We start from the raw sequence: 11,974 nt of genomic DNA on the forward strand, positions 1-11,974 counted from the left end.
GGAAGCCGCCCTGATGAGCCCATCGTTCGATGTCGTGGAACTCGCCACGACCTATGCCAACAAATCCGCCCAGGACATCCTGAAACTCGCGTTTGCCGAGTTCGGCGATGACCTGTGGATATCTTTCAGCGGCGCCGAGGATGTGGTGCTGGTGGACATGGCCTGGAAGCTGAACAAGAACGTCAAAGTGTTCAGTCTCGACACCGGCCGCTTGCACCCCGAGACCTACCGCTTCATCGAGCAGGTGCGCGAGCACTACAAGATCGATATCGAAGTGGTGTCGCCGGACTACAGCAAGCTCGAACCTTTCGTGAAGGAAAAAGGCCTGTTCAGTTTCTATAAAGATGGCCATGGCGAGTGCTGCGGCATTCGCAAGATCGAGCCGCTGCGCCGCAAACTGTCTGGCGTGACCGCCTGGGCCACCGGCCAGCGTCGGGACCAGAGCCCGGGCACCCGCAGCGCCGTCGCGGTGCTGGAAATCGACACCGCGTTTTCCACCCCGGAACGTACCCTGTACAAGTTCAACCCGTTGGCACAGATGACCAGCGAAGAGATCTGGGGTTACATCCGCATGCTGGAGCTGCCGTACAACAGCCTGCATGAACGCGGATTCATCAGCATTGGTTGCGAGCCTTGCACCCGTCCGGTACTGCCGAACCAGCATGAGCGCGAAGGTCGTTGGTGGTGGGAAGAAGCTACGCAGAAAGAATGCGGGCTGCATGCCGGGAACATCATCAGCAAGTCCAAAGCTTAAAAGATCGCAGCCCGTAGCAGCTCCTGCAGGAGCTGGCGAAGCCTGTGATGGTTTTACTTTAAAAAAGTGTACACAGAAATGTCACCATAAGTGCCATATCTGTGTGCACTTTCAGTTTCAGCGCCCCAAAAAGTTACATTCCCCTGTCCTGACTTCCTCAGTCGAACATTCCGACAAAACCCGCCAAAAATAAATACCTGTTCAATCGGTCAATTTATATCGTCTTTTTTTCAACTACTTATCTTCGATCAATAACAAAACGAAATTAGCCTTAAATTTTATAGATCACCAACTGGCACACATCTGGCTTAAGTGAACACATGTTTTGTATACAATAAATACAAAAACATACACACACTTTAGATCCGCAAGCCTGAAGCGCCCTATCCCGTACAGGCTGCAGATGCCCCGTAACCAATGACGCTCTTGCATCCGCGACGAAGATTTGTCGAGCCCACGCTCATGCACAGTCATCGCGGCAACGAGCTTCAGGAGCCTGCCGGAATGCGTACTAGCCTCCCCAATAACAATATTGCGCTGGATCTGCCCTCTCCTCTTTCTACCTCCGTGATTCACGATCAAACGTTTCAACCACCCGTCGTGCTCAGCCCCCGCTTGCACAATAAGGATCTTGCACCGACCAAGGCCGAAGGTCGGCGCTGGGGTCGTTACAGCATATTTGCCCTGTGGACAAACGATGTGCACAACATTGCCAACTACTCCTTTGCCATTGGCTTGTATGCACTGGGCCTGAGCGGCTGGCAGATTCTGCTGTCCTTGGGAATCGGTGCGGCGCTGGTGTATTGCTTCATGAACCTTTCCGGTTACATGGGCCAGAAAACCGGGGTGCCGTTTCCGGTGATCAGCCGGATCAGTTTCGGCATCCATGGGGCGCAGATTCCTGCATTGATTCGCGCCGTTATCGCCATTGCCTGGTTCGGAATTCAGACGTACCTGGCGTCAGTGGTCTTTCGCGTATTGCTGACGGCGGTGCATCCCGGACTCGCCGATTACGACCACAATTCGATACTCGGGCTGTCGAGCCTGGGCTGGGTGTGTTTCGTGGCGATCTGGTTCGTGCAGTTGGTGATCCTGGCCTATGGCATGGAAATGGTGCGACGCTACGAGGCGTTTGCCGGCCCGGTGATTTTGTTGACCGTCGCCGCCCTCGCCGGCTGGATGTACTTCCAGGCCAACGCCACCATCGCCTGGTCGATTCGCGAACCGCTGAGTGGCGGTGAGATGTGGCGCAATATCTTTGCCGGCGGCGCCTTGTGGCTGTCGATCTACGGCACGCTGATCCTCAATTTCTGCGACTTCGCCCGCTCTTCTCCCTGCCGCAAGACCATCCGGGTCGGAAATTTCTGGGGCCTGCCCGTCAACATTCTGGTATTCGCCGGGATCACCGTCCTGCTGTGCGGTGCGCAATTTCAGATCAATGGCCGGATCATCGAAAGCCCGACCGAGATCATCGCGTCAATTCCCAATACCTTCTTTCTGGTACTCGGCTGTCTGGCGTTCCTGATTGTCACCGTGGCGGTGAACATCATGGCCAACTTCGTGGCCCCGGCCTTTGTCCTGAGCAATCTGGCGCCAAAATACCTGACCTTTCGCCGCGCCGGGCTGATCAGCGCGACCATCGCTGTGCTGATCCTGCCGTGGAACCTCTACAACAGCCCGCTGGTGATCGTGTATTTCCTGTCGGGCCTCGGCGCCCTGCTCGGCCCGTTGTACGGGGTGATCATGGTCGACTACTGGCAGGTACGAAAAGGCCGGATCAACGTGCCGCAGTTGTACAGCGAAGATCCCGATGGCGATTATTACTACAGCCGTGGGGTCAATTTGCGCGCCGTGGCGGCGTTCATTCCGGCCGCCTTGATCGCCATTGTCCTGGCCCTGGTGCCAGGTTTCGACAGCGTCTCGCCATTCTCCTGGCTGATTGGCGCCGGGATTGCAGGGATGCTCTACCTGATCATCGCCAAACGGCAGCCTTACTACGCCGATGTCAGCGGTGAAGCCATCGCGGTCGATAACGTCAGCCATTAATCCTCTCGGCGGCCCAGTGACATCGGGACGCAAACCACCTCGCTATAAGGACCTCCCATGCGAATTCTCGTGGTCAACGTCAACACCACCGAATCCATTACCCAAGCCATCGCCCGTCAAGCACAGTCCGTGGCCGCGCCCGGCACGGAAATCATCGGCCTGACCCCGCATTTCGGCGCCGACTCCATCGAAGGCAATTTCGAAAGCTACCTGGCCGCCATCGCCGTGATGGACCGGGTCATGTCGTACGATCAGCCCTTCGATGCGGTAATCCAGGCCGGCTATGGCGAGCACGGCCGCGAAGGTTTGCAGGAGTTGCTCAACGTGCCGGTGGTGGACATCACCGATGCCGGCGCCAGCACCGCGATGTTCCTCGGCCATGCCTATTCGGTGGTGACCACACTGGACCGAACCGTGCCTCTGATCGAGGATCGCCTCAAACTCTCCGGGCTCTGGGATCGTTGTGCATCGGTGCGGGCCAGTGGGTTGGCGGTGCTGGAGCTGGAGTCCGATCCAGAGCGTGCGCTGGAGGCGATTGTCCGCCAGGCGGAACTGGCGGTGAGCGAGGACAAGGCCGAGGTGATTTGCCTGGGCTGTGGCGGCATGGCCGGGCTGGATGAGCAGATTCGTCAGCGCACCGGTGTACCGGTGGTGGATGGCGTGACGGCGGCGGTGACCATTGCCGAATCGCTGGTGCGGCTGGGGTTGTCGACGTCGAAAGTACGGACGTATGCGACGCCTCGGCCGAAGACCATTATTGGTTGGCCTGGGCGGTTTGGGCGCTAGACCGCGTTATCGTTCTTCGCGGGCAAGCCTCGCTCCTACAGGGGTTTGCATCACTCTGTGGGAGCGTGGCTTGCCCGCGATGGCCATACCTCGGTCCCAAGCCGGGCTCAAACTGCACTGAACCGCTGCCCCAACCCCTGCTGCGCAAACTGCTCGATGATGAAATCGACAAACGCCCGGGTCTTGCCCGGCAGCAGTTTGTGCTCGGCGTAATAGATGGAGATGTTGCCATCGTCGACGTACCAGTCGGGCAACACCCGCTGCAAGGTCCCGGCGTCCAGATAGCCCACGGCGAACGGCAGGCTCACCAATGCAATGCCCAAATCCTGGGTCGCCGCCGCGCAGGCCGCTTCCGAATCGCTCATGGTCATTCGCGCCTTGAGCATCAGCGGGCTGTGTTGCCGGTTGCGACAGGTCAACTGCCAGGAACGCACACGCCCCGTCTGCGGCGACCGTATCAGGATGCCATCGTGGCGCTGGAGGTCGTCAGGTTCGACGATCGCCTCGTGCATTGCCAGATACTCGGTTGAAGCCACCAGCACCCGATGGGCGGGCGTCAGCTTGCGCGCCACCACACCCTGGGGCAGTTCGAATCCACCACCAATCGCCGCATCGAACCCCTGGCCGATCAGGTCGACCTGACGGTTATCGAAATGCCAGTCCGGGTTGATCGCCGGAAAGCGCCGCAAAAACTCTCCGAGCAACGGCACGATGTACAAGCGCCCGAACACCGTGCCCATGCTGACCTTCAGCGTTCCCGCCGGACGTCCTTCGGCGCTGGCCAGGTTGGCCACGGCATTCTGGATCGTGTGCAAGCTGGCGCTGACTTCGCCGAGAAACAGCTGACCGGCCTCGGTCAGCGTCAAGCTACGCGTGCTGCGCTGGAACAGCCGCACACCAAGTCGCGCCTCCAGCTTGGCGACGCTCTTGCCCACCGCAGCAGGTGTCAGACTCAAGCGTCGCGCAGCCTCGGCGAAGCTGCCGACCTCAGCGCTGCGCACGAAGCATTCGATACTGCTGAAGGTTTCCATAAGCGTCACTATAAACTTCTGGTTTACACAGACTATAGCAATCACGGTCTACCCGCCGGGTAATGCGAAGCCGATACTCGACTCCGACAACAAGGCAGCCTGCCTTGAACTTCTGGAGATCGACATGACCACTCAACACCTCAGCGGTAAAGTAGCTCTGATTCAAGGCGGTTCACGCGGTATCGGTGCTGCCATCGTCAAACGCCTGGCCGCAGAATGCGCAGCCGTCGCCTTCACCTATGTCAGCTCTACCGCCAAAGCCGAAGACCTGCAAAACAGCATCATCTCCGCCGGCGGCAAAGCCCTGGCCATCAAGGCCGACAGCGCCGATGCCGTTGCTATTCGCAATGCGGTCAACGCCACCGTCGAGGCCTTCGGTCGCCTGGACATCCTGGTCAACAACGCAGGCGTTCTGGCCGTCGCACCGCTGGAGGACTTTAAACTCGAAGACTTCGACCAGACCCTGGCCATCAACGTAAGAAGCGTGTTCATCGCCACCCAGGAAGCCGCCCGCCACATGACCGAAGGCGGTCGCATCATCAACATCGGCAGCACCAATGCCGAGCGCATGCCCTTCGCCGGTGGCGGCCCGTACGCCATGAGCAAATCGGCGCTGGTCGGCCTGACCAAAGGCCTGGCTCGCGACCTCGGCCCACGGGGCATCACCATCAACAACGTGCAACCGGGCCCGGTCGACACTGACATGAACCCCGCCAGCGGCGACTTCGCCGATAGCCTGATCCCGCTGATGGCTGTGGGTCGTTACGGCAACGTGGAAGAAATCGCCAGCTTCGTCGCTTACCTCGCAGGTCCCGAAGCTGGCTACATCACCGGTGCCAGCCTGACCATCGACGGTGGTTTCGGCGCCTGACACACCGCTCGATTGAAACAAAAACGCCGGCAATCAATTGCCGGCGTTTTTTTGTGTCAGGGACTTTTGTCTCAGGGACTACCGAATGATCAGCCCCATTCAAGCGCCGGCAAGCCACATGCACTGGGCTTGAACGCCTTCAACGTACGAAGAATGCCATCGGCGTGTGCGTACTTTTCGTCGGCCATCGCCGCATCCGGGACCGCAATCGCCGTCATTCCTGCCGCTTTGGCTGCAGTGACGCCGAACGGCGAATCCTCGAATACCAGGCAATCCCGGGGCGCGACCCCAAGGCGTCGCGCCGCCGTCAGGAAAATATCCGGCGCCGGTTTCGCTGCACCTACTTCCGGGTCATCAGCGGTGACGATGAAGTCGAACAGCGCGAACCAGTCGCGGTGCAAGGTGGTTTTCTGACCAAACGACTGACGCGAAGAACTGGTGCCCACCGCGATAGGAATGTTGTTGGCTTTCAAGTGCCGAACCAGTTCCTCCGCGCCGGGCATCGCCAGCGCCGTCGGAAAACGCTCGCGCATCAAGGGCTCGCGGATCACCAAAAACTCTTCGGCGGTGATCGGCAGGTCCAGCGCCTCGACCACATAGCGCGCCAGATCACCCGCGCCACGGCCAATGATGTTCTGTTTGACGCTCCAGTCGAAGGTCCGCCCATAACGCTCGGCAATGATGGACGTGACCTCGGTGTAAATGCCCTCGGTGTCCAGCAGCAAACCGTCCATATCGAAAATCACGGCCTTGATCGGACCGAACTCATCCAAGGGTGCACTCATCGCATCTGATCCGTTTTCTCACGACATCTCAGGGCGGCTCAGGTATGGCCGGATCCGTGATGGATTAAAGGGTTCAGCAGCATAGCGAGCGCGATTGGTCGAGAGCAACGGGCAATGCCTGGCGGATACAAAATCCTCTGCCAAGGGCGCCATGATGATTTAGCGATTTCCCCTACACCAAACACCTCCTTTCCCGACTTCTTTCCTTTTTGATCCCCCGCAAAGTCTCTCGCTCCACATTGATCTGCGCGAGGGATTGCGAATGTTCGAACCTGACAAGGTCCTGGCCTTGAACAACGCCATCGGTCTGTTGGTGGTCGCCGCCATGACCCCCGAGCAGCCGAACATCGAAGCGCTGCTCAGTGATTTCCGACTCTGCCTCAACGATTACGAGGCCTGGGCGGAAAACTTCTGGACCGGTGGCGCGCTGAACGTCGAGCAAGTGTTCAAGGTCGGCAACGAAGTCCGGCTCAGCGCACCGAAGGACTCCACCGCGCCTGTCAGTTCGACACTCGCCGTGTGCCCGGCCAGCGGTCCGTTGACCCTGGTGCATATGTTTGAAGCCGCGCGTTTCGTGCCGATCGGCGATACGCCGGTGATGCTTGAGCCGGTTATCTCCCTGCGCAACGGTGAGCTGACGTTCAGTGAGCCCGTCCACGTAACCATCGGCCCCAGCGGCATTCTCGAAATCCCCGAATGCTGGCGCGGCCATCGCTATCGCATCACCTTCTTTCCCGATGTCACCACTGAACACGTCAAAGCGCTCTACGCCTCCTATCAGGGCGTGATCGGCGAGCTGGAAGGCTGGTTGCGCAACGAATGGAGGAGCGAATTCGAGCCTTTATGGGCAGATTTTTCCAAAGCAGGTTTCACCCAACGCTACGGCCTGCTGCAACAGGCTGACTGGCACAGTTTCGAGCGCTCGCTGCACGGTTTGTGGGATGACGTGAAGCAGGTCTACGCCCTGGTGGCGGACCTGCAAGGCAGCAGCGAAAAACTCCTTGAGTACCTGACACAAGGCGAGCTTGAGACGCTGCTGAACGCTTCGGCTGAAACCATTGCCAATGTGTTGCTGATGCTGAGCGATGAGCCGTTGATGTTCATCCATCTCGCAGCCTTCACCAGTTGGCTGAGGATGTTGCCGCCGCAGTACATCGCCGAAGTCGTGGCACAAGTTCGTACGGAAATATTGATCAGTTTCCTGCTGATGTGCCTCACCGGCCCTACGGGGCTGAATCTCGGCATGAGCGCCAGGGTCCTGGACAAAATCAAGTCCCCGCGGGCTCGACAATGGCTGGCGGCGGCCAGTTTGCGACTGGCCGAACTGACGGCCAAATCCGATCTGACGGCCCACGCTGGCGTCCTCAAACCGCTTGTGGTCAGCGCGCGCAATGCACCGCTGAGACCTGCGCCGACGGTTCCACTGCAGATCAGCGCCGGCAACTCACCGGTTGTGCACGTGAACAATCCGATCGCCATTGCCCGCGACAAGTCTGCCGCCAAAACCCGGCTGGGTCGTCACGAACCCCACGACGATGCACCGAATCAAGCGAAAAACCCCAATGGCGACAGCGCCGATTGCTCGGCACTGACCTGCACCAACGGCTGCCCTGTGTCGATGGTCAGCGGCGAAGAACTGCTGACCCTGACCGACGGTGCGCTGGACGGGCTGCTGCCGTTTGCCTTCACCCGGTTGTACCGCACCAGCGCGGTGGAAATCGATTGCGGGCTGGGCTGGGGCTGGAGCCATTCGCTGGCGCAGCGGTTGGAGCTGGGCGTTGAACAGGTCGTCTGGATCGACCATGAAAACCGTCGTACGACGTTCCCGTTGCCGAGCGTCGAGCGCCCGGCCATTCATAACAGCCTGTCGCGAGCAGCGATTTACCTCGGAGACGAGCCGGAGGAATTGATTCTCGCGCTGGCCGGCGAAACGAGCCGGTTCTACCACTTTCACAACGGTCGGCTGACCGCCATCAGTGATGCCTACAACAACCGCCTGCGCATCACCCGCGACCGTCAGGAACGCATCCAGCGCCTCGACAACGGTGCCGGTCGTTCGCTGCTGTTGTGCTACGAGCGCAGGCACCTCATCGCCGTCGAATACCAGTCGTTTCACCCCAGCGATGACTTGGGTGAAGCCTGGCGCACAGAGCAAACACTGGCTTTCTACCGCTATGACGCCCGCCAGCGCTTGATCGAAGCGATCAATGCTGCTGGGGAAAGCGAGCGTTACGACTACGACGACCACCATGTAATTTTGCAGCGACAACTGGCCGGTGGCGCGAGTTTCTTCTGGGAGTGGGAACGGTCTGGCAAGGCCGCACGCTGCGTGCGGCATTGGGCGTCGTTTGCGCAGATGGACACGCGCTATGTCTGGGATGATCAGGGCAGCGTCACGGTCCGGAACATCGACGGCAGTGAAGAGGTTTACGTCCACGACGACCGGGCGCGACTGGTGCGCCGGGTCGAACTGGATGGCGGTGAGCAGCTCAAAAGCTACGACGACAGCGGGCGGTTGATTGCTGAGCAGGATCCGTTGGGGGCCGTCACCGAATACCGTTACGACGACGTCGGACGGCTGGTGACACTGATTCCACCGCAGGACGAACCGACGGCCTACGAGTATCGCAACGGTTTCCTGCATGCGCGCTATCGCGGTCAGGCGGTGTGGAAATACCAGCGCAATGCCCAGGGCGATGTCACCGAGGCGACCGATCCCGACGGTCAGATCACCCATTACCACTACGACGAACAAGGCCGGCTACTGTCAATCCGCTACCCGGACACCAGTCGCCATGTGTTCGTCTGGAATGCCTTGGGGCAGTTGCTCGAAGAGACCTTGCCGGACGGTGGGCAGCGGCGGTTTTCCTACGATGCGCTGGGGCGGCAGATTACCCGTCAGGACGAACACGGTGCCGTTACCCAGTACCAATGGGATGCCGTCGGCCGACTGATCCAGACGACGCTGCCCACCGGGGCCGTGCGCGGGTTCAGCTACAACACCTACGGCAAGATCACCGCCGAACGCGATGAACTGGGCCGCGTCACCTGCTACGAATACGCCGACGATTTGCACCTGGTCAGCCGCCGGATCAACCCCGACGGCACCCAGCTTCAGTACCGCTACGACAATGCGCAGCTGCTGCTGACGGAAATCGAAAACGAATCCGGCGAACACTATCGGCTGGACTACACACCCAACGGCTTGATCCGACAGGAAACCGGTTTCGACGGCCGTCGTACCGCGTATGCCTACGATCTCAATGGTCATCTACAGGAGAAAACCGAGTTCGGTGATGACGGCTCGCAGCTGATCACCGCTTACGAGCGGGATTCTGCCGGGCGACTGCTGGTCAAAACCCTGCCCGACGGTATCCAGGTCGAATACCGCTACGACTCGTTGGGCCGGCTGACCAGCGTCGACGACGGCCACGATCATCCGCTGGAATTCGAGTACGACCAGCAGGACCGCCTGATCACCGAGCACCAGGGCTGGGGTACCTTGCGTTACGGCTACGACGCCTGCGGCCAGCTCAATCGCCTACGCCTGCCGGACGGCAGCAAACTCGACTACCACCACGCCAAGGGCGGTGCGCTGACGGCCATCGACCTCAATGGCACACGACTGACCTCACATACGTTCCTCGCCGGTCGCGAACAAAACCGCCAACAGGGTTTGCTGCTCAGTGAATATGCCTACGACGACCAGGGCCGTCTGAAGGCCCACGCTGTCGGCCAGCACCAACATCCGCTCTACCGCCGCGACTATGCCTACAGCCTCAATGGCAACCTCGACAGCATCGCCGACACCCGCCATGGCCAGCGCAGCTATCAGTACGACCCGCTCAATCGCCTGATCCGCGTGCGCCACTCCCGCGACCAACAGCCGGAAAGCTACACCCACGACCCAGCCGGCAACCTGCTGATGCAGGACCGCCCCGGCCCGACGACGATCAAAGGCAATCGCCTGTTGATGCAAGGCGACCGCCACTTCGACTACGACACCTTCGGCAACCTGATCCGCGAGCGCCGTGGCACCGGACAGAAACTGGTCACCGAATACCGTTATGACTGCCAGCACCGGCTGGTCGGCGTCTCCACTCCGGATGGCCGCTGCTCCAGTTATCGCTACGACGCTTTCGGCCGCCGCATCGCCAAAACCGTCGACGGCAAGACCACCGAGTTTTTCTGGCAGGGCGACAACCTTGTCGCCGAAAGCAGCAGCGAGCACCACCGCAGCTACATCTACGAACCCGGCAGCTTCCGCCCACTGGCCATGCTCGACGGCAAGGGCCCGCGCCATGCCTGTCCGTTCTACTACCAACTCGACCACCTCGGCACCCCGCAAGAACTCACCGACTACAGCGGCGACATCATCTGGGCCGCCCGATACACCGCCTATGGCCGCCTCACCCGCCTCAACCGCGACACCCACCAGGTCCTCGACCAGCCGCTACGCTTTCAAGGGCAATATTTCGACGCGGAAACCGGCCTGCATTACAACCGGCATCGCTACTACAATCCGGATGTCGGGCGGTATTTGACCCCGGATCCGAGCAAGCTGGCGGGTGGGTTAAACGGGTATCAGTACACGCGCAATCCGGCGGGTTGGGTTGATCCGTTGGGGTTGAGTGAGTGCCCTGGGGGGGATGGGTGTAGGCCGGCGGACGGGATTAAAGACCCGACGGTAGACGCCAGAGCTGCTCTGGGGGAGCCCGGTCTCCCTACCCCAAGAAATCGGTATTTGTACCGTGGAGACTCGCGGGAATCTTGGGAGATTTTTGAAGCTGGGTTTGAGCCCTTGGGTGATAGTACTGATCTCTACCTGCATGCTCTGGACAACAGAAGCCCTCCCAGCCTATTTGTCAGCACTACAACATCCGAAAAGGAAGCAATAAAGTTCGCTACAGGCTACGGATATGAAGCCGGATTTATTTACGTGATAAAGAATATTCGCGGAATAGATGTGAATAAGAAACTCGGCATGATGTCCCCTCATAGGGGTGAGGTTGAAATTGCTTTTCCGGGTGGAATTGACACCCGAGACATTATCGGCGTTACCCCCGTCAACGCCGATGGTAGCTATGTGGGCTACTCAACCCCCAACCCAAACAGGAAGTGACCATGAAAATAGTAGAAGTATCTATATACACTCAAGGTATCACTGAGAAAGTTTTGATCGAATGCGATCGGCAAAAATCGGCACTAACTTTCACAATGAAAAACGGCTTAAAAAAAACATACGTAGCCCCTGATCTTTACTTATGCCTTGGTCTGTTACGAGCCGACTTCCCAGAAACAAAATTTCTGTGTAAAGGCTCAAAACTTAACGTTCATCCCTCGCGCATGTCATCACAAATGTCTGGTGGAGTCGTAGCGTATGAACTTCACATGGGAAAACCAACCGAAACTGAAGACGTAGTCAACATCTTCGATTACGAAGAAAACGACATCACACATGACATTCAACAACAAAAGGATTTCTACAAACGTTGGCTCGAATCATTAGCATAATGAACCCGATACATACACATCTAGATTTCCGAGCTTTGAAGTTAGGCACTAGCATGGGGGCTGGGGGGGTCGTAAAAACCAACTCATATGAAAAGCCCATCTGGTTGCTGGGCTTCGATATCTACTCGACCTTAATCTAACCACCAGTTCTACCATCTTCCCCACTGTCAGAACTTTCCGAGCGTCC

8 protein-coding genes are annotated in these 11,974 nt (G+C 58.9%); 6 read left to right on the forward strand and 2 right to left on the reverse strand.

Annotated features, from left to right (window positions below; genetic code table 11):
- The first annotated feature begins 13 nt into the window (after nt 1–13).
- From JUI81_RS21915 to JUI81_RS21925, 3 genes are all read left to right on the forward strand, one after another.
- On the forward strand, nt 14–754 hold the full coding sequence (locus JUI81_RS21915) for a phosphoadenylyl-sulfate reductase (protein WP_007942164.1): 741 nt from the start codon (nt 14–16) through the stop codon (nt 752–754).
- 504 nt (nt 755–1,258) lie between these two features.
- Complete coding sequence (locus JUI81_RS21920) at nt 1,259–2,800, forward strand: NCS1 family nucleobase:cation symporter-1 (RefSeq protein WP_204125020.1); 1,542 nt, start codon at nt 1,259–1,261, stop codon at nt 2,798–2,800.
- Between the two features lie 57 nt (nt 2,801–2,857).
- Nucleotides 2,858–3,586: an aspartate/glutamate racemase family protein gene (locus JUI81_RS21925; protein ID WP_007942162.1), complete on the forward strand. Its 729-nt coding sequence runs from the start codon at nt 2,858–2,860 to the stop codon at nt 3,584–3,586.
- 107 nt (nt 3,587–3,693) lie between these two features.
- On the opposite strand, the gene JUI81_RS21930 is transcribed toward JUI81_RS21925, so the two are convergent.
- Nucleotides 3,694–4,617, reverse strand: coding sequence for a LysR family transcriptional regulator (locus JUI81_RS21930; protein ID WP_204125021.1), 924 nt, complete (start codon nt 4,615–4,617; stop codon nt 3,694–3,696).
- A gap of 124 nt (nt 4,618–4,741) precedes the next feature.
- Between JUI81_RS21930 and JUI81_RS21935 the strand changes: the two genes are divergently transcribed.
- The gene (locus JUI81_RS21935; protein WP_204125022.1) at nt 4,742–5,488 is read left to right on the forward strand and encodes a 3-oxoacyl-ACP reductase family protein; all 747 of its coding nucleotides are present in this window, start codon (nt 4,742–4,744) and stop codon (nt 5,486–5,488) included.
- A gap of 89 nt (nt 5,489–5,577) precedes the next feature.
- On the opposite strand, the gene JUI81_RS21940 is transcribed toward JUI81_RS21935, so the two are convergent.
- Nucleotides 5,578–6,273, reverse strand: a complete 696-nt coding sequence (locus JUI81_RS21940) for an HAD-IA family hydrolase (RefSeq protein WP_018925242.1) — start codon at nt 6,271–6,273, stop codon at nt 5,578–5,580.
- A gap of 262 nt (nt 6,274–6,535) precedes the next feature.
- Here JUI81_RS21940 and JUI81_RS21945 point away from each other — a divergent pair, with 262 nt between their 5' ends.
- Nucleotides 6,536–11,395 carry an RHS repeat-associated core domain-containing protein gene (locus JUI81_RS21945; RefSeq protein ID WP_204125023.1) on the forward strand — a complete coding sequence of 1,620 codons (4,860 nt, stop codon included), beginning with the start codon at nt 6,536–6,538 and terminating at the stop codon, nt 11,393–11,395.
- Between the two features lie 2 nt (nt 11,396–11,397).
- On the forward strand, nt 11,398–11,787 hold the full coding sequence (locus JUI81_RS21950; RefSeq protein ID WP_204125024.1) for a hypothetical protein: 390 nt from the start codon (nt 11,398–11,400) through the stop codon (nt 11,785–11,787).
- Nucleotides 11,788–11,974 lie beyond the last annotated feature (187 nt).

It is taken from the genome of Pseudomonas sp. 008, assembly GCF_016861935.1.
Classification (GTDB): domain Bacteria; phylum Pseudomonadota; class Gammaproteobacteria; order Pseudomonadales; family Pseudomonadaceae; genus Aquipseudomonas.

What these genes read in the sequence shown, in the direction of transcription:
- JUI81_RS21915 (WP_007942164.1), top strand. Translation starts at nt 14, where the DNA reads ATGAGCCCATCGTTCGATGTCGTGGAACTCGCCACGACCTATGCCAAC.
- JUI81_RS21920 (WP_204125020.1), top strand. Translation starts at nt 1,259, where the DNA reads ATGCGTACTAGCCTCCCCAATAACAATATTGCGCTGGATCTGCCCTCT.
- JUI81_RS21945 (WP_204125023.1), top strand. Translation starts at nt 6,536, where the DNA reads ATGTTCGAACCTGACAAGGTCCTGGCCTTGAACAACGCCATCGGTCTG.
- JUI81_RS21935 (WP_204125022.1), top strand. Translation starts at nt 4,742, where the DNA reads ATGACCACTCAACACCTCAGCGGTAAAGTAGCTCTGATTCAAGGCGGT.
- JUI81_RS21940 (WP_018925242.1), bottom strand. Translation starts at nt 6,273, where the DNA reads ATGAGTGCACCCTTGGATGAGTTCGGTCCGATCAAGGCCGTGATTTTC.
- JUI81_RS21925 (WP_007942162.1), top strand. Translation starts at nt 2,858, where the DNA reads ATGCGAATTCTCGTGGTCAACGTCAACACCACCGAATCCATTACCCAA.
- JUI81_RS21950 (WP_204125024.1), top strand. Translation starts at nt 11,398, where the DNA reads ATGAAAATAGTAGAAGTATCTATATACACTCAAGGTATCACTGAGAAA.
- JUI81_RS21930 (WP_204125021.1), bottom strand. Translation starts at nt 4,617, where the DNA reads ATGGAAACCTTCAGCAGTATCGAATGCTTCGTGCGCAGCGCTGAGGTC.